Annotated in this window: 21 protein-coding genes and 4 pseudogenes; 9 read left to right on the forward strand and 16 right to left on the reverse strand. The window is 37.7% G+C overall.

What is annotated here, in order from left to right; all coding sequences use genetic code 11:
• Nucleotides 1-38: 38 nt before the first annotated feature.
• From rng to def, 12 genes and pseudogenes are all read right to left on the reverse strand, one after another.
• A complete protein-coding gene (gene rng / locus CICURV3402_RS06020) occupies nucleotides 39-1,526 on the reverse strand; it encodes a ribonuclease G (RefSeq protein ID WP_158380247.1) in 1,488 nt (495 codons plus the stop codon).
• 33 nt (nucleotides 1,527-1,559) lie between these two features.
• Complete coding sequence (gene mreD, locus CICURV3402_RS06025; RefSeq protein ID WP_158380248.1) at nucleotides 1,560-2,048, reverse strand: rod shape-determining protein MreD; 489 nt, start codon at nucleotides 2,046-2,048, stop codon at nucleotides 1,560-1,562.
• Between the two features lie 124 nt (nucleotides 2,049-2,172).
• Entirely contained in the window at nucleotides 2,173-3,039 is an 867-nt protein-coding gene (gene mreC / locus CICURV3402_RS06030; protein ID WP_158380249.1) for a rod shape-determining protein MreC, read from the reverse strand.
• A 9-nt stretch (nucleotides 3,040-3,048) separates the two neighbouring features.
• Nucleotides 3,049-4,092: a rod shape-determining protein gene (locus CICURV3402_RS06035; protein ID WP_158380250.1), complete on the reverse strand. Its 1,044-nt coding sequence runs from the start codon at nucleotides 4,090-4,092 to the stop codon at nucleotides 3,049-3,051.
• A gap of 346 nt (nucleotides 4,093-4,438) precedes the next feature.
• Nucleotides 4,439-5,638, reverse strand: a pseudogene (locus tag CICURV3402_RS06040) (glutamate-1-semialdehyde 2,1-aminomutase).
• Nucleotides 5,639-5,771: 133 nt separating this feature from the next.
• Nucleotides 5,772-7,038 (reverse strand): annotated as a pseudogene (locus tag CICURV3402_RS06045) (helix-hairpin-helix domain-containing protein); the annotation flags it as partial.
• A gap of 67 nt (nucleotides 7,039-7,105) precedes the next feature.
• Nucleotides 7,106-7,264 (reverse strand): annotated as a pseudogene (locus tag CICURV3402_RS07850) (hypothetical protein).
• 267 nt (nucleotides 7,265-7,531) lie between these two features.
• Entirely contained in the window at nucleotides 7,532-7,702 is a 171-nt protein-coding gene (locus CICURV3402_RS07775) for a hypothetical protein (protein ID WP_407079087.1), read from the reverse strand.
• A 66-nt stretch (nucleotides 7,703-7,768) separates the two neighbouring features.
• Nucleotides 7,769-9,145, reverse strand: coding sequence for a Trk system potassium transporter TrkA (trkA, locus tag CICURV3402_RS06050; protein WP_158380251.1), 1,377 nt, complete (start codon nucleotides 9,143-9,145; stop codon nucleotides 7,769-7,771).
• 17 nt (nucleotides 9,146-9,162) lie between these two features.
• Nucleotides 9,163-10,452: a 16S rRNA (cytosine(967)-C(5))-methyltransferase RsmB gene (gene rsmB / locus CICURV3402_RS06055; RefSeq protein ID WP_158380252.1), complete on the reverse strand. Its 1,290-nt coding sequence runs from the start codon at nucleotides 10,450-10,452 to the stop codon at nucleotides 9,163-9,165.
• Nucleotides 10,452-11,411, reverse strand: coding sequence for a methionyl-tRNA formyltransferase (fmt, locus tag CICURV3402_RS06060; protein ID WP_158380253.1), 960 nt, complete (start codon nucleotides 11,409-11,411; stop codon nucleotides 10,452-10,454). Before fmt ends, rsmB begins: the two co-directional genes overlap by 1 nt.
• 9 nt (nucleotides 11,412-11,420) lie before the next feature.
• Nucleotides 11,421-11,999, reverse strand: a complete 579-nt coding sequence (gene def, locus CICURV3402_RS06065) for a peptide deformylase (protein WP_235667713.1) — start codon at nucleotides 11,997-11,999, stop codon at nucleotides 11,421-11,423.
• A 536-nt stretch (nucleotides 12,000-12,535) separates the two neighbouring features.
• On the opposite strand from def, the gene CICURV3402_RS07285 reads away from it, so the two are divergent.
• The 4 genes from CICURV3402_RS07285 to tsaC all read left to right on the forward strand — a co-directional run bounded on the left by CICURV3402_RS07285 (nucleotide 12,536) and on the right by tsaC (nucleotide 13,802).
• Nucleotides 12,536-12,757, forward strand: coding sequence for a DNA-processing protein DprA (locus CICURV3402_RS07285; RefSeq protein ID WP_268904323.1), 222 nt, complete (start codon nucleotides 12,536-12,538; stop codon nucleotides 12,755-12,757).
• Between the two features lie 68 nt (nucleotides 12,758-12,825).
• Nucleotides 12,826-12,915 (forward strand): hypothetical protein, encoded by a 90-nt coding sequence (locus CICURV3402_RS07290; RefSeq protein ID WP_268904324.1) that lies wholly within the window; start codon nucleotides 12,826-12,828, stop codon nucleotides 12,913-12,915.
• Between the two features lie 64 nt (nucleotides 12,916-12,979).
• Complete coding sequence (locus CICURV3402_RS07025) at nucleotides 12,980-13,150, forward strand: hypothetical protein (protein WP_235667714.1); 171 nt, start codon at nucleotides 12,980-12,982, stop codon at nucleotides 13,148-13,150.
• A gap of 79 nt (nucleotides 13,151-13,229) precedes the next feature.
• Nucleotides 13,230-13,802 carry an L-threonylcarbamoyladenylate synthase type 1 TsaC gene (gene tsaC / locus CICURV3402_RS06075; RefSeq protein ID WP_158380254.1) on the forward strand — a complete coding sequence of 191 codons (573 nt, stop codon included), beginning with the start codon at nucleotides 13,230-13,232 and terminating at the stop codon, nucleotides 13,800-13,802.
• A gap of 10 nt (nucleotides 13,803-13,812) precedes the next feature.
• On the opposite strand, the gene queD is transcribed toward tsaC, so the two are convergent.
• Nucleotides 13,813-14,193: a 6-carboxytetrahydropterin synthase QueD gene (gene queD, locus CICURV3402_RS06080; RefSeq protein ID WP_158380255.1), complete on the reverse strand. Its 381-nt coding sequence runs from the start codon at nucleotides 14,191-14,193 to the stop codon at nucleotides 13,813-13,815.
• A 127-nt stretch (nucleotides 14,194-14,320) separates the two neighbouring features.
• On the opposite strand from queD, the gene ftsB reads away from it, so the two are divergent.
• The 5 genes and pseudogenes from ftsB to rpoS all read left to right on the forward strand — a co-directional run bounded on the left by ftsB (nucleotide 14,321) and on the right by rpoS (nucleotide 17,790).
• Nucleotides 14,321-14,629 (forward strand): cell division protein FtsB, encoded by a 309-nt coding sequence (ftsB, locus tag CICURV3402_RS06085; protein WP_158380256.1) that lies wholly within the window; start codon nucleotides 14,321-14,323, stop codon nucleotides 14,627-14,629.
• Nucleotides 14,630-14,637: 8 nt separating this feature from the next.
• Entirely contained in the window at nucleotides 14,638-15,363 is a 726-nt protein-coding gene (gene ispD, locus CICURV3402_RS06090; RefSeq protein WP_158380257.1) for a 2-C-methyl-D-erythritol 4-phosphate cytidylyltransferase, read from the forward strand.
• A gap of 20 nt (nucleotides 15,364-15,383) precedes the next feature.
• Nucleotides 15,384-15,863: a 2-C-methyl-D-erythritol 2,4-cyclodiphosphate synthase gene (ispF, locus tag CICURV3402_RS06095; RefSeq protein WP_187306997.1), complete on the forward strand. Its 480-nt coding sequence runs from the start codon at nucleotides 15,384-15,386 to the stop codon at nucleotides 15,861-15,863.
• A 4-nt stretch (nucleotides 15,864-15,867) separates the two neighbouring features.
• A complete protein-coding gene (gene nlpD, locus CICURV3402_RS06100) occupies nucleotides 15,868-16,827 on the forward strand; it encodes a murein hydrolase activator NlpD (RefSeq protein WP_158380259.1) in 960 nt (319 codons plus the stop codon).
• Nucleotides 16,828-17,790: pseudogene (gene rpoS, locus CICURV3402_RS06105) on the forward strand (RNA polymerase sigma factor RpoS).
• Between the two features lie 914 nt (nucleotides 17,791-18,704).
• Here the strand turns inward: rpoS and CICURV3402_RS06110 are convergent.
• The 3 genes from CICURV3402_RS06110 to CICURV3402_RS06115 all read right to left on the reverse strand — a co-directional run bounded on the left by CICURV3402_RS06110 (nucleotide 18,705) and on the right by CICURV3402_RS06115 (nucleotide 21,422).
• Nucleotides 18,705-18,920, reverse strand: coding sequence for a hypothetical protein (locus tag CICURV3402_RS06110; protein ID WP_158380260.1), 216 nt, complete (start codon nucleotides 18,918-18,920; stop codon nucleotides 18,705-18,707).
• Between the two features lie 421 nt (nucleotides 18,921-19,341).
• The gene (locus tag CICURV3402_RS07295) at nucleotides 19,342-19,467 is read right to left on the reverse strand and encodes a hypothetical protein (protein ID WP_268904325.1); all 126 of its coding nucleotides are present in this window, start codon (nucleotides 19,465-19,467) and stop codon (nucleotides 19,342-19,344) included.
• 1,817 nt (nucleotides 19,468-21,284) lie between these two features.
• The gene (locus CICURV3402_RS06115; protein ID WP_407079089.1) at nucleotides 21,285-21,422 is read right to left on the reverse strand and encodes a phage baseplate assembly protein domain-containing protein; all 138 of its coding nucleotides are present in this window, start codon (nucleotides 21,420-21,422) and stop codon (nucleotides 21,285-21,287) included.
• Between the last annotated feature and the right edge of the window lie 10 nt (nucleotides 21,423-21,432).

The raw sequence follows: 21,432 nt of genomic DNA on the forward strand, positions 1-21,432 counted from the left end.
ACACAATGTGATCCTGTGTGACAGGACAGCCATATCTATTAAACAGATGGGGGTGAGATTATTAAAATATCAAACTGATTTTGAGTATAAAGCGGGTCTGTTTTTATTTGAATTTTTTTACCTAACAGGCATTGTATTTTAGCTAATGTCTCCGATTTCTGTTGCAGAAGAAAATCACTAACACGATTTGACACGTACACTAATATTTGCTGTGAATCAGAAGCATGATGTAGCTGTATCATTTTTCTGAAAATTTCATGACAGATGGTCTCAGGTGATTTAAACCAACCTCTGCCTTTGCAAGTTTGACAGCGATCACAAAGTATCTTTTCAATACTTTCAGTGGTACGTTTGCGAGTGATCTCTATTAATCCTAAGGGTGAAAATTCACCGACCGTTGTTTTGACGCGATCTTGATTTAATGCTTTCTTCAACGCAGATAATACGTTTTTTTTATGCTCCTCATTTTGCATATCAATAAAATCAATAATGATAATACCCCCTAAATTTCGTAGACGTAGCTGACGTGCAATCACCAGTGTTGCTTCAAGATTGGTATCAAAGATAGTCTCTTCAAGGTTTTTATAACCGACGAAACCCGCGGTATTAATATCGATGGTTGTCATTGCTTCTGTCTGTTCAATGATCAGGCAACCCCCAGATTTCAATAGCACTTTCTGATTCAACAAAGATTGAATTTCTTTTTCAACATGATAAAAACTAAAGAGAGGCTGATTATTTTTTTTTTCAATAGGATAATGTTCTAATTTAGGGAGCATTTCAGGAATATATTTCTCACTGAATGCTTTTAACGAATTATAGGTTTGTTGATCGTCTATCCTAACGCGATCAAGACTAGACACTACTGTAAAATCACGTAATATCCGTTTTTTCAAAGGGAGCTCAGTATACAAACTATTTTTGATGCCGTTTTGTGTTTTTCCTGCAATGATATTTGCCCAAAGCGATTTAAGAAAGTCGGCATCAGACGCCAATGATTTTTCATCTATTCCTTCAGCGGCAGTGCGAATAATAAAGCCATTTTTTTTATCGCAATAAGACAAAACGATATTTTTTAAACGCTCTATTTCTTGTTCATTTTCAAGCCGCTGAGAAATTCCTACTGCTGGTGTCATGGTTAAAACCAGATAACGCGAAGCTAAAGTAATATGAGTAGTTAGACGAGCACCTTTGGATCCTAATGGATCTTTTATTACCTGAACCATGATATTTTGCCCCAGTTGAATCAGTTCAGCGATGTCTTGTTTTTGATCCTCATTTTCTGGAGGCTTTAATGAAAGAATATCTGAAGCATGAAGAAAAGCCGCCTTTTCGAGCTGAATATCAATAAAGGCTGCTTGCATTCCTGGTAAGATCCTAGTAACACGGCCCTGATAGATATTTCCAACTAAGCCTGTCTTATTTTCATTTTCACGTTCAATGTAAATTTCTTGCAAAATATTGTCATCGATATACGCTACTCTGGTTTCAAAAGGGGTGACATTGATTAATAATTCAGAAGTCACTGTTATTTCTCTTAAATTGTAATATAATTGTTATTATTGGACCGAAAATTTTCGGTGAGTTTTTCGCATCAATAAAAATAGCCAAGGCCAAACAATACCATTGATGAGGGCATTTGAAAAAATTCCAGTATTAAATGAGACATGAATAATCAAAAACTCGGTCAAAAATACCGTGATGGTCATAATTGTAGATAGCAATATAACAAATAAAGTTTGTTGCCATAATGCTATATTTCGGAATATCTGAAATTTAATGGTAACCAAATAAGCAATAATACTCATTCCCAATGAGTGAATGCCCAGAGTAGAGCCCAATAAAAGATCTGTAATTAACCCTAACATAAAACCAGTGCCCAGGTTAACTCGATGAGGTAAAGCTATCACCCAATAAATAAAAATTAAAAGAAGCCACGAGGGTTGAAAAATATCAATTTGCGAGGGCCAAGGCATGATTTGCAGTATGATGCCAATCAAAAATGACAAATAAATAACCCAGCGCCCCCGGCTTTTATAATAGCTCATTGATATTACCTTTTCTGAGAAAAGGTCGCGGCTGACTTTGCAGAAGGCACTATTCTGGAATAAGAGGAAATATACCTTTTTTTGATAACATCACTTAATATCATTTTTTGGAAACCTATATCCATCACCTAGTTGACTGCATTTGGGGATCGAACGGCATATTCGCATGATAATTTTTATCCCATATCAGTAATAAATACCTGAGATTTTTTAAATTTGCAGTCGGTCTAGCCGTAATAATGCTGTCTGCTCTCTGAGAGTCGACTTGCACTGAAGAAACGACAGCAACAGGATACCCTTCAGGAAAACGTCCGCCCAAACCTGAGGTCAACAAAATATCACCATTATGAATATCTACGTCATTATTGAGATAGTCTAGTAGTAGATCGTATTGACATCCTCTACCCACTGCTACAGCTCTAATATCATTACGTAAAACCTGTACAGGTATAGCGTGTGATGTATCACAAATTAAGAGCACTCGGCTAGTCACTTGACTGACACTTATAACCTGGCCGACGATGCCTTTGTCGTTGATCACAGGCTGCCCCTCATAAACACCATGAATGCTTCCCTTATTGATTACAATTTGATCACTGTAAGGATTACGACTTATCGAAAGTACCTCTGTTATCATTTTGTTTTCTATTTGAACTAAAGGTGAGGCCATCAACGCTCGTAGTTGGCTATTTTCTTTTTTTAATTGTTTTAATTTTTCTAAATCAATATTTTTAAGGAAGAGATCTAGACGCAAAGTTTGATTTTCTAGTTCATACTGCTGATGCGTTTTCAGCATTCTAGAGACGCGATCTAATATTTTTCCAGGAGAATTTGTTAAAAAATACAAGGGTGTGACTACGTTATCAAGATAATGGCGTATTTTAACCAAAGCACCAAATCGAGCATCTAAAATAACGAGGAATATAGCCAGAAAAATAGCACAAAAAAATCGCAATTCACGTGACGAATCATGACTAAAAAGACGCCTCATAATGGATGCTTATTCTTCACTAAATAAGTCACCGCCGTGCATATCGATCATTTCCAAGGCTTTTCCCCCTCCACGAGCAACACAGGTCAGAGGATCGTCAGAGACCTCCACAGGGATACCTATTTCTTCTATTAATAAGCGTTCAAAATTACGTAATAAAGCTCCCCCGCCTGTTAACACCATCCCACGTTCTGAAATATCAGACGCTAATTCTGGAGGACATTGTTCTAAAGCAACCATGATAGCACTCAGAATACCCGTTAGTGGCTCTTGTAACGCTTCAAGAATTTCATTTGAATTCAAAGTAAAACCACGTGGTACTCCTTCCGCTAAATTACGGCCTCGAACTTCCATTTCTAAGATTTCATCACAAGGATAAGCAGATCCGATACCGTGTTTAATTCGTTCCGCTGTCGCTTCACCAATCAAGGAGCCGTAATTGCGGCGCACGTAATTAATGATCGCTTCATCAAAACGATCACCACCAATACGAACAGAAGAAGAGTAAACGACACCATTTAATGAAATGACAGCGACTTCAGTAGTACCTCCTCCAATATCAACTACCATGGAGCCTGTTGCTTCAGAAACGGGTAGACCTGCGCCAATAGCAGCTGCCATGGGTTCCTCAATAAGAAATACCTGACGGGCACCGGCTCCTTGAGCTGATTCTCGTATTGCACGACGTTCCACTTGTGTTGCACCGACAGGCACACACACTAATACACGTGGGCTTGGGCGCATGAAACTATTGCTATGAACCTGCTTAATAAAGTACTGGAGCATTTTTTCGGTGACAAAAAAATCGGCAATGACGCCATCTTTCATAGGACGAATAGCCGCGATATTACCCGGAGTGCGTCCTAACATCTGTTTGGCATCAATACCTACAGCAGCGACTCTTTTAGAGGAGCCGCCTCTATCTTGACGAATAGCAACTACTGAAGGTTCATTCAGTACGATTCCTTCTCCTTTAACATAAATCAGGGTATTGGCGGTACCCAAGTCAATGGATAAATCACTAGAAAACATGCCACGAAATTTCTTAAACATAATGGAGGAAGAGTCCTAAAAATGAAGAGGTCACTAAATTCACTTACTGTATCAGTCAGAAGAGATGCCAACAAGGCCAGAGATGTTAATTAGAGTGAGAATTTAAATGTAATGTTAGGTGATTTTTAAAATACAGTTCAAAATAAATAAAAATAATCCGTAACAGGTAAAAATTGATGACATCTCTCAGAAGTTTTAAAAGAAGCTTAGACATGCAAAATTCATTGGTTAAAATTCAAAAAAGTTGCGATTGCTAGAAAATGCTAAATTTTTGCGTTTATCAAATACGGCTCATCGCATCAGAATCGACTTTAGCAAAGCAGCGTCTTTCAGAATTGATTGGTTTTTAAATTTCTTCAACACCGTGTGCTAATGACATAAAACCTGACTCAAACGCAGAGGGCGCGAAATCAATCCTTTCTTTAAGCATAAAACGAAAAATGTTTGAAACGTTCAATATTGCATTTTGTACATCTTTATAATCAATGACTGCTATCGCATCAGTAAAAACCAAATATCCCACAGAGATGATTAATGATCAAAGGAATATTGTGTGCTTAAGCAGCCTTGTTAGGCTCAGAACTAATCATGTTCTCAATTCATTTAGTTTTTATGCAAACCAATCCTAGCCAATTCTGTTAAGCAGGAAAAACACGCCACTATTCTGAGCGGATGGCCTGATAACGTCTATGACTGATACACTGGATCTAAAGGCGCTAATATTGATATCACCTCCTTGCAATATCCAAAAGCAGCGCCAGGCAGGCCATGCACGATAATTTTTCCTAAAAAGGTAAGATCAGGTTTGATATTGTAATACTCTTGAGCGCCTCTTAAAGCCACGAGAAAACCCGTCATCACTTCATCCATAATGAGTAATCCTTTAAATTCATTACATAATTGACGAAATCCAGGCAAGAAATTTTCTGATGGAAGGATGTAGTGCATATTTTCAGAAACGGGCTCTACGATAATAGCCGCTACTTCTTTTAAATAATCCTCTAAGTTTTTTCGGACTAAGCTCAGATCGTTATAAGTATAGATTACAGTATGTTGAGCAAAATCTTTTGGAACTCCTAGCAAATTAGATTGCCCTAATGTTAAACCCCCCGAGCTGGCTTTGACGAGTAAACAATCTGAATGACCGTGATAGCAGTTTTCAAAATTAATAATTTGATCTCATTTTGCGAATTCTCTTGCCAAGCGAATGACATGCATGGTCGCTTCTGTTCCTGAATTTACTATTCTCATCATATCTATACTGGGCACTAATTGGGTCAATATTAACGCCATTTTCACTTCTAGTTCAGTGAATGCTCCCAAATAATCCCATTTTCAATCGCTTTAGTCAGTGCATTACATATCACCTGCCTCTAAGATCCGACAGAATCAATGTAAGCTCCACTGTATACATCATATACATAGGCGCCACCTGCCCTTTCTACAAAGAAAGGGTTACTATCCACTTCTTTGCCTGTACTAGAGAATTCACCTCTTCTGGAATAAAATACTGAGCAATGTCCAATAGCTTATTGGAATCATTCATTTACCAAGCTCCTAATGACTATGAATGTTTATTTTTATCGCAGAAGCAAACGCATCGCTAAGTGCAGAATTCTTAAAATGACTGATTGGGGCATTTTTAAGAGGTCTTTTTTTGTCAGTCTCTTTTCTTTTTATTCATTTTCAGAGGCTGTTTTATCTTTTTTATCAGCGATCGTTTCGTCCAATCGCATGCTCAAAGCAACATGCTTTCCTTCCATGTCAATAGAAAGTACCTTAACGTGTACAATGTCGTCCGTTTTAATCAGCTCATGAGGAGCTGTCACAAATTGATTAGTCATGAAAGAGATATGTACTAGGCCGTTTTGATGTAAACCTGTATAAATAAACGCGACAAAATGAGTGATGTTAGTGACAGAGCCCTGTAAAATCATTTTTGTAATCAGATCCTTGATGGTTTCTATTTCATCCGAAAAGAATCAGCGTTTTAAAATCAGGTCATGGGCCTTCTCTGGTTTTTCAAGCTCTTTCAAAATATTGCGTACTGTGGGGATACCAAATCGGTTATTCACAAAATTCCTGGATTGAATGATTGTAAAATGGAGATGTTACCCATTACTTGAGAGAAGTGTTGTTTCGTCGATTTCAAAATATTTTCCACTACTGGATAGGATTCCTGATGAAGAGTGGAAGTATCTAAAGGATTATCTCCATTATTGATGCGAAAAAGCCACGCGCTTTGTTCAGACGCTTTTAGGCCAAATTGGTTATTGCTACCGATGAATAAAACGGCCGTTAAGATCACGCCAATTCACGATATTTTTTGCCATGCTTGTGCTTAAGCCAGCCACTCGAGTCAGTAATGGAACGGAGTCGGTATTGAGATCGACGCCTACTGAATTGACACAATCTTCCCCCACGGCCATTAATTTTTAGCCAACTGCGTTGGGCCAATATCATGCTGATATTAGCCCACCCCAATCGATTTTAGATAGATTTTGGATCGATTTTCACTAATTGAACCAGAGGATCCTATATCCGTCGATCAATAGAGACAGCACCACGAATATACACATCTAAATCAGGAAACTCTTCTGTTGCCAGTTCAGAAGCGGAATACACGGAAGCTTCTGCTTCACTGACAATCACTGTTTGACTGTTGACTGACGGATACTGCTTTTGAACTTCTACATAAAATCGTTCTGTTTCCTGGGATGCCGTTCCGTTCCAAATCCAAACCCATTCTACCTGATGTTCAAGACACAAATGCGCCACTCGAATAACCGTATTGGCTACTTGACCTGTGTGGGGATATACCGTATCGGTCGCGAGCAATTTTCCTGTGGCATGGACTAACGCAATTCTCACCCCGGTTCTTAACACAGGATCCATTCCCATCGTGGGCTACATCCCTGCAGAGGCTGCCATTAGAAAATCTTTCATATTGATTTCAAAGACTTCAATGGCTTGTTTTCTGAACATTTTTCTTACATTTCAAATCAACTCTGTTTTAAGATGGGGGGAGTATTTTCACACGCCATGCCCATTGCAACACCGTTTTGCGCCAATGATCAGAAGGAGCATTATTAAGCCGAATGTTAAAATGTTCTACTAGAATTGCTTCGCTGTGATCTTAGTCTGAAAGCACCTTTAAAACCAATTGCAGCACACTTTCACTACGCCCGCGAAATAGCGTAAGCGCACGATGTGAGGGAATTTTTGCAATAGGCTACTGATACTTAAAATAATCACGAAACTTAGCGCCAATTTCTTCTTTTTCAGGTACAACCTGAAAAACGAAACTCGCATTTTTTCAAAGATATTGACGCACTTTTAAGAGCAATGCCGCGTCTTCTGCAAAACGTGCTCCATGAAAATATAACGGGCGCCTTCTAGATCAGATTTTATGTCTGTGATGTTTTTCAGCATTGATATATTATTGCGCTAAGATCTTAAGATCTTTATGCGGATCCTGCCATAACCTTTCAGCAAGAGACTTAAGACCTGCTTCGATTACAATATAACCTTTGGTACGAAGCTTCGGTCTATCAGGCAAATTAGGATCGGCTTGAATTTCTTCTGCAAAAAGATGGTTTAATGAAGTCATTATGATTTTTATCATCAACGTAATGAGGCAAAAAAGGAGACTATTTTTATTTATTTTTATAGTTAGTTACAAAAAAAAGGGGCTAGGTTGAAATAATCGCTCAACATCAGGCACAAATTTTTTATGCGTAATAAACATCACAATATGATCCCCTTGTTGAATGATAGCGTTGTTATTGGCAATAATCACTTCATCACCGCGTGCAATAGCCCCAATAACCGTACCTGAAGGAAGCTTAATATCTTTAATTTTACGACCGACGACTTTAGATGTGCTTTCATCACCATGAGCTATTGCTTCAATGGCTTCAGCAACACCACGTCGAAGTGAAAAAACACTCACAATATCTGCTTTGCGCACATGACCCAATAACGCTGAAATAGTGACTTGTTGCGGTGAAATCACAATGTCTATGACGCCACCCTGCACTAAATCAACGTACGCACTACGTTGAATCAGCACCATAGCTTTTTTAGCGCCCATCTTTTTTGCTAACATGGCTGACATAATATTGTCTTCATCATCATTGGTCACAGCGATAAAAACATCGACTTGCTCTACTTGCTCTTGAGCCAGTAATTCATGATCAGAGGCATTACCATAATAAATAATTGTATTATTTAGTATTTCTGTTAATTCGGTTGCTCTATTTTTGTTACGCTCAATTAATTTAACATAGTAATGTTTTTCTAATTTTAGTGCTAAACCAGCCCCTATATTACCGCCTCCGACTATCATAATCCGTTTGTAAGGTTTTTCTAAACGCTGTAATTCACTTATCACAGCGCGAATGTGTTGTGAAGCAGCCACAAAAAACACTTCATCATTTGCTTCAATAATAGTAGACCCTTGTGGCCGAATCGGTCTATCTTGCCGAAAAATAGCCGCAACCCTTGTGTTGATATGAGGCATACGTTCAGGTAAAGAAGAAAGTGCATTACCGACAAGAGGACCGCCATAATACGCATTGACTGCAACAATATTTATTTTTTTATCAGCAAAATTAATCACTTGAAAAGCACCAGGATACTCTATGAGCTGATCAATATAATCAATCACTAATTGCTCTGGTGAAATCAGATAGTCAACAGGTATGACTTCGGGTTGGAAAAGCTTCGCCGTTTCAAAAATATATTCAGTAGAACGAATACGAGCGATACGATTGGGTGTGTTAAACAATGAGTAAGCCACCTGGCAAGCCATCATATTGATTTCATCAGAATTAGTGACTGCAATTAACATATCTGCATTTTGAGCACCTGCTTCTCTTAATATACGAGGATAAGATCCCTGCCCTTGTATCACACGTAGATCTAACCTGTCCTGTAGCTCACGTAAGCGATTGACATCAATATCAACAACAGTGATATCATTATTTTCGCTCGCTAGGTTTTCTGCCAGTGTTACACCTACCTGACCTGCTCCAAGAATAATGATTCTCATAATTTTTTATACCCTTGTCACGAGCGCTTGGTGATTTTTGCATAAAAGAAACCATCACCTTCATCAGTTTGTGGCAAGTTTTGTAGACCTATTATTGCTGCATCTTGAATTGTTATGCTTTCTGCATCGAGTTGCTGTTTCAAAAATCCGGTGATTTGTTGTTGATTTTCTTCAGGTAAAATAGAACAAGTGCTGTAAAGCAGCATCCCTCCCTGTCTGAGCGTTGGCCAGACAGCTTTGATGAGCTTAGATTGTAATTGAGCCAGTGTTGCGATATCACTATCACGCCTGAGCCATTTTATATCAGGATGACGACGAATAATACCTGTGGCGGAACAAGGCACATCCAGTAAAATTTTATCGAACATTTTTCCTTCATACCATTGCTCAGGTACAAGAGCGTTAGCCACTTTTAGCCTGGCTGATAAATGTAAGCGTTGTAAATTTTCTTTGATGCGCTCTAAACGCTTTGCATCGATATCGATCGCTAATACATTAGCACTAGGAGCCCTCTCAAGAATATGAGTTGTTTTAACACCTGGGGCCGCACATAAATCAAGAATATAGTCATCGTTTTGAGGGTCGAGTAAATCAATACATCTTTGAGCTGCCACATCCTGGACTGTTGCCCAACCCAAATCAAAACCAGGGAGTTTTTTAACTGAACATGGGGGTAAAATTTGTACTGCGTCAAGGCAAATAGAGTGCGCTTTTGCTTTGATTCCTGATTTTTCTAATTCAGTCATATATTTTTCTCTAGAATTATGAAGCACATTAACCCTTATCCACATTGGAGGTCTTTCGTTATTCGCCCTCAAAATAGATGGCCATTGTTCAGGATAAGCGGTTTTTATTCGTTGTAATAACCATTGTGGATGTAAATAAGGATCTTGAGCCTTTACTTTTTGAAGTAAGTTTTCTTTTCTCCGCTCAAATTCACGCAGTATCGCGTTTATCAATCCTTTGACTTGTGGATATTTCAAAACGGCTGCCGCTTTCACTGTTTCAGATAAAATGGCATGTGGTGGAATACGGGTATAAATGAGCTGATATAAGCCAACCATCAGCAAGAAATGCAAAAGACGTTTTTTGGCATTTAACGGGCGTGTCATTAAATGCTTCAGACAATGCTCCAACCTTGGCAGCACCCTCAAGGTGCCAAAACACAGTTCTTGGAGCAATGCCTTATCTTTATCAGGGACATGATTCTGTACTTCAGGCAAAACAACACTGAGTGAACGCCCTTTATCTAATACTTGACTGATAATTTGCGCAGCAATAGCTCGAAGCTGATATGTATTTTTCATCAGGATAAAAGTTGTTTCCCTATTTGAAACCATTCATTTCTTGAATTAAGAACATCTCGGGCTGAGATAATTTTTTTACCAGGTAATTGGAATTTCGTCATGTTTAACACACCATCGGAAGTAAGAATTTGGATTCCGTTTTTATCCGATTTTAGGACGGTGCCTGGTTGGAGATGAGAAACTTGCTGCGAATCAAGCATAGATTGAGCTTCCCAGACCTTTATAATTTGTTCATTCATGATGAAATAACTGACAGGCCAGGGGTTGAATGCTCGAACACAGCGTTCTAAATGAGCAGCAGGCAGAGACCAATCAAGTTTAGCTTCTTTTTTAGTTAATTTGTGAGCGTAAGTTGTATGTGCTTCGTTTTGCGTTTCTCCATGAATATGACCGCGGGCCATTTTTTTTAATGTGAGCAATAAATCTTGAGATCCTAATGAGGCTAACTTAGCCTGCAAACTCGCACTGGTATCATCGGGTTGTATTGGATGAACGGTTTTATACAACATGTTCCCTGTGTCTAAGCCTGAATCCATTTGCATAATAGTAACGCCCGTTTCTTTATCTCCTGCCCAAATCGCCCGCTGAATAGGAGCCGCTCCCCGCCATCGAGGAAGAAGAGAAGGATGGACATTAATGCATCCCAAACGAGGCATGTTCAATACCGCTTTAGGAAGGAGTAAACCATAGGCAACCACAACCATAACATCCGCATCTAAATCAAGGATACTTTGTTGTTCTTCTTTTAAACCGAGTGAATGAGGTTGATAAACTGGAATATGATGTTGAGTGGCTAACATTTTTACCGGGCTAAAAGCCAGTTTTTTCCCTCTTCCAGCAGGAAGATCGGGTCGTGTAAAAACGCTGAGAATGTTTTGTTTATGAGATAATAAATGTTGAAGGTGACAGGCTGATAAATCAGGCGTCCCTGCAAAAATAATTTTTAAAGATTCGGACACTGAGCTTCCTTAAATTGATATGAGACGTTTTTCAAAACCAATAGAAAGGGGTAAGTTATTTTGTGCTATTGGTTCATTTATCTTTTTTTTCATTAATTTTTTCATTTTTTCCATCTTTTTTTGGACACGCTGACGCTTAAAGGGTGAAATGTAATCGACAAAAAGCTTCCCAATAAGATGATCCATTTCGTGTTGAATGCAAATCGCCAATAAGTCATCTGCATACAACCTAAAAGATCTCCCATCACGATTTAATGCTTCAATGGTAATCTCTTTTGCTCTTGGTATTAATGCTTTTTCAACAGGAATAGAAAGACAACCTTCTTCAATGCCAGTTTCTCCGCTTTTTTCTAATAATTCCGGATTAATTAATATGAGAGGCTGATGACGATCTTCTGAAATGTCAATAACAATAATCCGTTGATGAATATTGACCTGCGTTGCCGCTAAACCAATGCCTTCCGCCTGATACATAGTTTCTAGCATATCATCAGTTATTTGCCGAATTTGAGCATCCATTTTTTTAACTGGACTTGCAATTTTGCGAAGCCGATCGTCTGGAAAATGTAATATTTGTAATATTGACATAAATTATTCGATATCTATTGAAGTAATAAAAAATACTGAATACTCATTTTAATCATTTTTGTTATTGATGAACAGCATCATATTAATCCTGTTTCATAGCAGGCTTTGTAAAGAGAGAGATTATATTAAATAAGGAAATATGGTTACAAATGAGTATGATTAAATGTTTTAATACAGCTCAAAGGATGAAAGTAGGGGAGTATGTACAAGTTTATTATAACATTCATGTCGGATATACTTATACCCGAAGGTTTAAAACAAAAACAATGCCAATAATTTACTTTGTCTTTAAATGCAAAATACATTAACGCTATCTTAAGTTGGTTAGGAAAAGATGATTATCATATGTTGTTATATGGTCACTCAGAATATCTAAAACAACTTACTTATATCTCTTTTGTGCCTCTTTTATTATTTGCGACAGGAGATACCTTCACTCTTTCTTAAGAACAAATTGCCATGGTTAGGAGCCGAAATTCTAGTCACTATAGTGAGCGTTTGGTAAAGTATTTTACTAAATAGCTTTCTAGGCCGGATTGATTCTTACCAGTAGATTAGCGATTGGAATCGATAGCATTTGCTATCAATCTGCTTTGAATTTAACAGGTAAAACCATTGCTGTACTAGGTAGTGGTTTAGAAAATATTTATCATCGACGCCATTGTGATTTAGCCAGACGTATTAGAGAAGAAGGGGGCACTATTGTATCTGAGTTTTTAACTACTACTCTGCCTTTGTCACAAATTTCACAAGAATAAACCGCATTATTAGTGGACTCATCGCCACAGTTGTCATGGTATAATTCTCTTTGAGAAGCGGTTCTCTTATGACTGCTTATTATACACTTGAACAAGGTCGAGACGTATTTTATTTACCTGGTCCTTTAGGAAGGCCTACCAGCGAAGGGAGTCATTGATTAATTCAACAAAGTGCTTATTTGGTTAATAAATCTTACAGATATTATTGAGCAAATAAGAAGTTTGCTAAAATGGTTAGCCATGTCTCATTTTGCAAGCGTGGCTTTTACACAACCAGAGTTGTTATTAGATCCGACATTTCCTGCTTTATTAAGTAGCATAGAGTATGAAGCCACTCCTGTTGATATGATTGCCAAACGCACACATCAGCCAGTATCAGAAATACTCATCTAATTACTTGAATTGGAACTTTCAGGATGGCTTTCTTCCGTTAATTGTGGGTATATTCGCCTTAAATAAGAGGTATAATGACATGAATATAAAAAATAACCCTACGTTCTTTTCAGTCCTAAAAGCATTAAAAAATGAGGAGGTAATAGCTTATCCAACAGAATCTGTTTTTGGCTTAGGCTGTGATCCAGATAGTCAAAAGGCGGTGAATAATTTATTGCGTTTAAAACAGCGACCTCAAAAAAAGGGATTAATTTTGATAGCAGCCAGTTATCAGCAATTACAACCCTATATTAATGATGAGCAGGTCAGTACTGAACAACGTAAAAAAATTTTTACAAGCTGGCCAGGGCACTTCACTTGGGTGTTCCCAATCTCTATTATCCAAACACCATCTTGGTTAAGTGGGGAATTTAATTCGTTAGCAGTCAGAGTATCTGCTCATCCTTTGGTCAGACAGTTATGTTCTTGCTTTGGTAAGCCTTTGGTGTCAAGCAGTGCTAACATCACAAGCCAAACACCTTGCCGTACATCCAGAGAAGTGGTTTTACAGTTTGGCCATCAGTTGTCTGTGTTATCAGGCAATGTAGGAAGGCATCTAAAACCCTCTGAAATCAGAGATACATTGACGGATAGATTAATTCGCGCAGGATAAGTATGAGGATCTATTGCTCTAAATGGGTCTCAGAGCCTCTATAAATACAACTTGCTGAACAGGTTTCTTTGATAGTGATTGAACTTAATTGAGGTAAGTGAGGCTTCAGTCGATCCCAAAGCCAAATGGCCAATAACTCACTGGTTAAATTTTCTAATCCTGCGATATCATTTAAATATTGATGATCTAATTTATTCCAAATAGGTTGAAATGCTGATTTCAAATCAGCAAAATCTATAATCCAACCACTTTTAGCATCAATTTTACCAATAATTTCTAATCGAACGACAGATGAATGACCATGTAAACGCCGATATTTATGTTCTTCAGGAATGTAAGGAAGACGATGGGCTGCCTCAAATTGAAATTCTTTAAACAAACTACTGTTCATAATATAAAATTGCTTCTTTTAAAGATATTTTTATAGACCGTTATTAGCTTATAAGAATCTTAAAAATCTTATGGACTAAAGTACACTGAAAATTAACAGAATGATGAGGCCGTTTTTAAGAGGTTATATGAAAATATTTATACTGCTGCTGTTATTATTAGCAATTGGATTACAATATTCTCTTTGGTTAGGGAAAAATGGGATTCGTGACTTTGTCCGAATTAAAAATAATGTTGCAGAACAAAAAATAAAAAATAATGAATTAAAAATGAGAAACGCCCAACTTTTTGCTGAAATTAACGATTTAGAAGAGGGAAAAGAAGCACTGGAGGAGCGTGTTCGAAATGATTTAGGGATGATCAAGCAAGACGAAAAATTTTATCGTTTTATTCCTGCACCCTCAAAAACCAATATCGGTTCCCCTGCTAAGCAATGAAGATAAAAATGAACACATATACTTCTCGTTCTCTTCAGGTAATGGCTATTGTGCCTGCTGCAGGTATCGGATCTAGAATGAAAACAGATTGCCCAAAACAATATTTCTCAATCAGAGGTAAAACAATACTTGAATACGCGGTTAAACCTTTATTATCTCATCCTTGTATTGAACAGATTATAATTGTGATTCACCCTAAAGATCATTTTTTTCAATCAACACCTCTTGCTCGACACCCGAAAATTCGGGTAGCTTTCGGTGGAAAAGAACGTGCGAATTCTGTTTTGGCGGGGTTAAAATATTTTGGTTACATTAACGTTCATTCTAAATGGATCTTAGTTCACGATGCTGTTCGCCCCTGTATCAGTGATGAAGATATAGAGCATTTACTTTCTATTGCTCAACATACTGAAGTAGGAGGTATATTAGCCACGCCTGTTCGAGATACAATAAAAATAGCTCAGGCTGATATGACTATTTCATTTACCCCTGAGAGAGCCAAACTTTGGCATGCCCTGACACCCCAGCTATTCCCTTTTGTATTGTTAAAAGATTGTTTATCATGCGCCTTAGCAGAAAAAAAACTCGTCACAGATGAAGCCTCTGTACTTGAATGCTATGGTTATCATCCATTATTAATCCAAGGGAGATCTGACAATATCAAGATCACTTATCCAGAAGATTTAAAGTTAGCTGAATTTTATTTAAACGAAAAAGATGATGAATCATCATGAACGTGAATATGTTAAATCTAATACGCATAGGAAAAGGTTTTGATGTCCACAAATTTGGAGGGGCTTCTCGCCTGATCATTGGGGGAGTTTATATCCCTGAAAAACAGGGTGTGATAGCCCATTCAGATGGGGATGTGGTCTTACATGCAGTGATTGACGCATTGCTCGGTGCTGCAGCTTTAGGTGATATTGGAATACTTTTTCCTGATACCTCCCCAGATTTCAAAAATGCCGATAGTCGCACCTTATTGCGCAAAAGCTATGAGAAAATTCTGGGGGAAAAATATCAATTAGGGAATATAGACATTACTATTATTGCACAAGAACCTAAAATAGCACCTTACATTTCAGAAATGAGAGAAAATATGTCAAAAGACCTTCAGTGTAACATAGATCATATTAATATCAAAGCCACTACAACAGAAAAATTGGGTTTTATTGGTCGTGGTGAAGGTATTGCATCTGAAGCAGTGGTTTTATTAATCAAAAAGTGCAGATAATATAATGAAAAAAAATACCCGTCGTATTTTATATCAATCTCTATTTATGATTGCCAACTGCTCTCTTTTGTCCTGTAGCAATAAAGACTCAAAACTAGCGCCTATTAGTGTTGCCAGAAAATATTTTATTAAACAAGAACATGAGAGAACACATACAATTATCTATAACCGTAGTTATGATAATACTCTTAAAGGCAGTTATAACGGCCATACCTATCGAGTGAAACGAGGTGACACCTTATTTTATATTGCTTGGCTTACAGGAAATGATTATCGTGATTTAGCAAAAAAAAATAATATTCCTGAACCTTATACACTCAAAATTCATCAGTTAATTCAGTTAGATAAAAACTTTACACAGATGATAAAACAAAACGACGTGACTTCTATTGGCTTACCTCTGCGCCCATCTCACCAGGAAATTCACACAACAATGATTGATTCTCAATTAACTAATGCGTATTCTCAACATTTAGGTAACCAAAATGTTAGCGAAATATTGCAAAAATCAGCTATTGTTGCAAAATCAACACCCGAGGTTAATTTTCTTCGTAATCCGATTAACACCCCAAAAAATCATGGTACAGCTCACAAGATTCAATGGAAATGGCCGACTACCGGAAAAATTATCGAGCAATTTTCTGCTTCCAATGGGGGTAATAAAGGGATTGATATCAGTGGTTCCAGAAGACAACCTATTTTTTCAACAGCAGATGGGAAAGTGGTGTATGCAGGGAATGCATTACGAGGTTATGGTAATTTAATCATTATTAAGCACAGTGATGATTACCTGAGTGCCTATGCTCATAATGATAAGATACTGGTCCGGGAACAACAAAAAGTCAAAGCTGGGCAAAACATAGCGACTATGGGTAGCTCCGGAGCCAGTTCAGTAAAGTTACATTTTGAAATTCGTTATAAAGGGCAATCCGTCAACCCGCTGCAGTACCTTTCGCAGGGATAAATTAAGAAAAATACGCTGAAATTTAACGAGTTAGATGAAGATATTAATTTTACTCAGGACAGCGAAAAATTTTTACTAGTCGATGAATCTACTGAAAGTGAGTTAGATAAAGATGAAGAGGATGAATGATTAGTAGAAAATGTTATACAGCGAGTACTAGATGTAACTCCGCTTTATCTTAGTGAAATTGGCTATTTTCCCTTATTAACAGCAGCAGAAGAAATTTATTTTTCTCGCAGTATATCATACGGCAAAGAATCTTCACGTCGAAGACGTAATAGAAAGTAATTTACGTTTAGTCGTAAAAATTTCTCGTCGTTATATCAATCGTGGCCTACTATTATTAGACTTAGTTGAAGAAGGTAATTAAGGTATTCTTGATGCTGTTAAAAATTTGATTTTAAGCGCGGTTTTCGTTTTTCAACTTGTGCCACATGGTGGTGTGTTATTATGAACAAAATGCGAACCATTCGTTTACCTATTCATATCGTCAAAGAGTTAAATGTATATTTACGTGCTGAAAGAGAACTTTCCCATAAATTTGATCATGATCCCAGTAAAAAAGAAATTGCAGAGCAACTGAATAAACCTATTAATTATGTCAGCCGTATGTTACGGCTTAATGAATGTATCAGCTCTATTGATATTGCTTTTGGAAATGCAGCAGAAAAAGGATTTTTAGATGTGTTATCTGATAAAACTGACAATACTCCTGAGAGTAGAATCCAAAATGACGAGATGAAAAAGTGTCGTTAAATGGCTATTTGAATTGAGTACTAAGCAACGAGAATTCTTAGCAAGACGATTTTGATTATTAAGTTATGAGCCCTCGATACTTGAACATGTGGGATGTGAAATTGATTTCACGCGTGAACGTGTTTGATAAATTCAGGTTGCAGGCTTGCTCCGTTTGAAAGAAATGCTGCAAAACAAGGTTTAAACATAGAAGCATTATTTCGATGATAAATAATTGAATATTCGATACATGTATGTAGTCGCTTAAACTTTGTCACATCAGAATACATATAGTTTTTTTGCAATAGTTGAAATGTAAATTCGTCCCCTGTATTCATAAGGGACGATCAACCAGATAGTTATAAAGAGTGAGAAGGCGGCTTTAAGATGAGATAACTGGTATCATTTTTGTCTGTAAAGTCTGCAAAAATTGGATGCGAGGCACATTGAAGACTTGCTCTAACTCTAAAAATCTAGAGGTGATTTGTCTTAACTGGCTTAAAATATGCTGGCCGTTGCTCGCGTTAATATCCAGGATCAATTGATCTAAAATCAGATCTAGTGCATGGTTGGAATTGAGTCTCACTGTGTGTATTTGCCCTGCTTTATTAATGATGGAAAGATCTCTATAGCTTTCCTTTTTCATAAAACTCATCAAACAAATAGTGACATGTTCTGTGAACGAATCAAGATGACTCAAAATTACATGCTTTTCCTGTCTTATCTCAATATCATCCAGTAAGAAGGTAGCAGTAAAATGTCTCGCCAGGGTTCGCCCGCTTCAGGTGAAACATAATTATTGATGTTCACTTCTGTTCCCATGGGTCTGTATTCGATGATGTAGGAATTTCTTTTGCCTTTGCCTTCTATAATATCTGGACCTTTTTTACTGTGTAAGGTGTTTTTGTGCTCATCTCCCTGTTAATGATTATTACACCATTTCAGGAGGGAGGCCCGTAAAAATCACGCTATATTGGGTATAAAAATATATTGCTTAATTAATCTTCTAGTTTGCTCATCAACGGAAGAAACATAGAAATCATATAAATTTCAGGTGGTGATGCTTTGATTGTCATTACGTAATTGAATGAACATCCGCTGTTTCAGCTTTTTAATATCGATGATTTGGGTTACTGAGTATTCTAAAAAATAGGGCTTAATGATTCTGGGGCATTTTTTTCTTTGATGATAAGTGTTGTCGGATTAAAATAGATTTTTTGTAAAAAACGATAACAATCTATGCCATTTCTTCCATACAGCTCGTCGTCTTGCATCACTAAAATATCCTTGCCATCAAACCATTTGAGTATATCGTATCCCCCCTTGCCAGTGAGTATGTTGGCTTGCTTGGTTTCCAAAATTACATCGTCTATTTCTGCATATGTCTCTACATAATCGATGTTTTTTAATATAGCTATTTTTTGAAAATCGGTAAAAGAAAAAGTGCCTTCTTCCAGATTGAAACGATATCCGCCTTGTGATGGCTTTTGTTTGATACTAAATAATTAACCCAGTTCATACCATCGAATACGCTGGGTTGAGCGGAAGTCAAAGTGCTATTAAAGACAAATATATTCGGCTGATTGCCTCTTTTAAAGTTTTTGACACTGCTACAAAAGTCAAAAATATTTCTTTTTTGTGAGTAACAGACCGCTTCATCGCCTCTGTCTCCCTAAAAAAATAAATGTACTCCAAGTTTGTAGAATTTGTGGTATTGAATTTGATATCAGAAGATGAAAGGCTTGAAGGCGCGGCTAGTCTGTTAAAATATAAAATCTTTTATGCATGCGCTTCAGTGACAAGAGATATTGTGTCATCGGTAGGTGAAAGTGATTTAATGTCGTAAAATTTATAATCACTGTCTTCTAAAGTCAGATCAATATAATGAGGCAAATCGTTCTGCACTTTTTTTCTCTATACTTTCATAAAATTGTCCCGGTTTAGGAGGGCAATATTTTATCTTTAATGTCTTAGAGTAAATATCGCCTCCCTAAACGAATTAACATAGTCCATTTTTACCTGTCATTCTTTGATAGGGCTGTCCGTTCAATATGATGTTTCCTGTGATGTAATACACCGTCTCTATTTCTGTATCGGAATCTAAATTGATTTACTTTACAGACGACCATTACAGAAAAATATTAATGGTAACTGGATGAATGTGAGTATCATATAATGCAAAATATTAAAACTTTTAGAAGTTGTAACCCCTGGTATGAATGCCAGAAAACCTTTCAACTAGAAACGATAAAAATTGAGTATGAAGCCAACGGTGTAATACGTTCACTGGACTAGCATATCAGTGGATTTTATTCTGAAGAGTTTTCAAGTGTTTCAGAAATATCTGAATGACCTTAAGAGGTGGCAGCCAATCGAAAATGGGGCATTATGAATTGTTAGGCTGTCCCCCCCGCGCGTCTACACGGCAGATGAACGGAGGGAGCAAGAAATCCACTGAGAAAAGGGGGTATTTGAATAGAAGGCAAAAATTATTGCACCGTGTTCTGCTGAACTATCTGGATATCAGCGCTGCTCTGGATATTGAGTAGCCGAGACCGCCTAATAAAGACGCATAAAGTAAATAATTATGCCGACCTCACGATATAGTTAAACGCGATGTTGTGGGGTCCGTTTTCATTTTCAGTCGGTACGACACAAAATAAGAGACCGAACCCTAATCATCACTTTCTCCAAACTTTACACTTGCGTCAAAAGTTTAGTTTTGTCTAACAGTACCATCGGCCAAAACAGGCGTGGCACCATATCCTAGCCTCATATACTCAATACGTCTGGTAATATTTCGAACAGCATCACTTTGTGATGCTTAATACTTTTCTTCCTGTATTCGCTTTTCTTCATTTCTAGTTGCTTTTTAAAGAATGCTTCGCTTATACCGCCAACCATATTCACCTTGGCATCAAGAACTGGCTTCCGTTCTTCTATCGTCTGATTGCTATTTGCTAGGCATTTATCCAGAAATTCACATCATTTCTCGTAGCAGTTAATGAATTCCAAATTGAGCCGGATTAATTGCAAGCATTAGGATATCAAAATGTTGATTGGCTTGTACCAGTGAAGAGGATAGATCTTTAATGATCGGATCTTCTTCATCTTATGTGTGGCCAAGCGGCAATAACGTTCTCAACAATTATGTATATTCGTCGTCCAGACTTGTCATGATGCCCACTCCTTATATTTTGCCCACGTGACCTCTCCCAATACCGGCACTTCCGTCTGGGTTAATTTAATATCTCCTGTTAGCGCAATAAAACGATGGGCGATTTCACCTGCTGAAAGACTGATGGATTTAGAGAATCTTAACAGAACAAGCTTGCTGCCTGGTTCGCCTTCTCGCTGTCAGAAGGCTTTTATTATCTGCGATAACAGCAGCTCAAATTTTGGATGTATCTGTTGATAAGGAAAGAGGGAAGGGGACTCTTTTTTCTGTTACCGCAAAAGTCGTTAGCCACTTCCGGCAAATGGGGCAATAGGTCATCCTCTCTGACTTGGGTGACTATTTCCTATATTGGGGTAGGATGCTCTACATCATCACTAGCCACCATGAGACCCCAACTGTGCCTATACCGTTCTTATGTCAATGTGTGCATGTCCCGGCTTATTCTCATGACTTTTTTACTCAGCGAACATAATCACTATCCGTACCTACTTGCGGCGTATCGTACCGACGTGCCATGATGCGCTGTCGCCAGCTATCCAAATCTTCAATATCGTTTCCTGTCATTGGTCAGAGCGATATTAATCACCACGTCGTGCGAGCGGGCACCACTCAGGAAAAGCGCAACATCTTCCGCGCCAGAGTACGCCGTCGAGGTAAATCCGTAATACTCTATATATTCTATTCCGTATCCA

Origin of the sequence: Candidatus Williamhamiltonella defendens (genome assembly GCF_900699045.1) — a bacterium.
In the GTDB taxonomy this organism is placed as follows: Bacteria; Pseudomonadota; Gammaproteobacteria; order Enterobacterales; family Enterobacteriaceae; genus Hamiltonella; species Hamiltonella defensa_A.

What these genes read in the sequence shown, in the direction of transcription:
- ftsB (WP_158380256.1), top strand. Translation starts at nt 14,321, where the DNA reads ATGAAAATATTTATACTGCTGCTGTTATTATTAGCAATTGGATTACAA.
- trkA (WP_158380251.1), bottom strand. Translation starts at nt 9,145, where the DNA reads ATGAGAATCATTATTCTTGGAGCAGGTCAGGTAGGTGTAACACTGGCA.
- rsmB (WP_158380252.1), bottom strand. Translation starts at nt 10,452, where the DNA reads ATGAAAAATACATATCAGCTTCGAGCTATTGCTGCGCAAATTATCAGT.
- mreC (WP_158380249.1), bottom strand. Translation starts at nt 3,039, where the DNA reads ATGAGGCGTCTTTTTAGTCATGATTCGTCACGTGAATTGCGATTTTTT.
- CICURV3402_RS06035 (WP_158380250.1), bottom strand. Translation starts at nt 4,092, where the DNA reads ATGTTTAAGAAATTTCGTGGCATGTTTTCTAGTGATTTATCCATTGAC.
- queD (WP_158380255.1), bottom strand. Translation starts at nt 14,193, where the DNA reads ATGAACAGTAGTTTGTTTAAAGAATTTCAATTTGAGGCAGCCCATCGT.
- mreD (WP_158380248.1), bottom strand. Translation starts at nt 2,048, where the DNA reads ATGAGCTATTATAAAAGCCGGGGGCGCTGGGTTATTTATTTGTCATTT.
- tsaC (WP_158380254.1), top strand. Translation starts at nt 13,230, where the DNA reads ATGAATATAAAAAATAACCCTACGTTCTTTTCAGTCCTAAAAGCATTA.
- nlpD (WP_158380259.1), top strand. Translation starts at nt 15,868, where the DNA reads ATGAAAAAAAATACCCGTCGTATTTTATATCAATCTCTATTTATGATT.
- ispD (WP_158380257.1), top strand. Translation starts at nt 14,638, where the DNA reads ATGAACACATATACTTCTCGTTCTCTTCAGGTAATGGCTATTGTGCCT.
- CICURV3402_RS07290 (WP_268904324.1), top strand. Translation starts at nt 12,826, where the DNA reads ATGACTGCTTATTATACACTTGAACAAGGTCGAGACGTATTTTATTTA.
- def (WP_235667713.1), bottom strand. Translation starts at nt 11,999, where the DNA reads ATGTCAATATTACAAATATTACATTTTCCAGACGATCGGCTTCGCAAA.
- CICURV3402_RS07775 (WP_407079087.1), bottom strand. Translation starts at nt 7,702, where the DNA reads ATGACTTCATTAAACCATCTTTTTGCAGAAGAAATTCAAGCCGATCCT.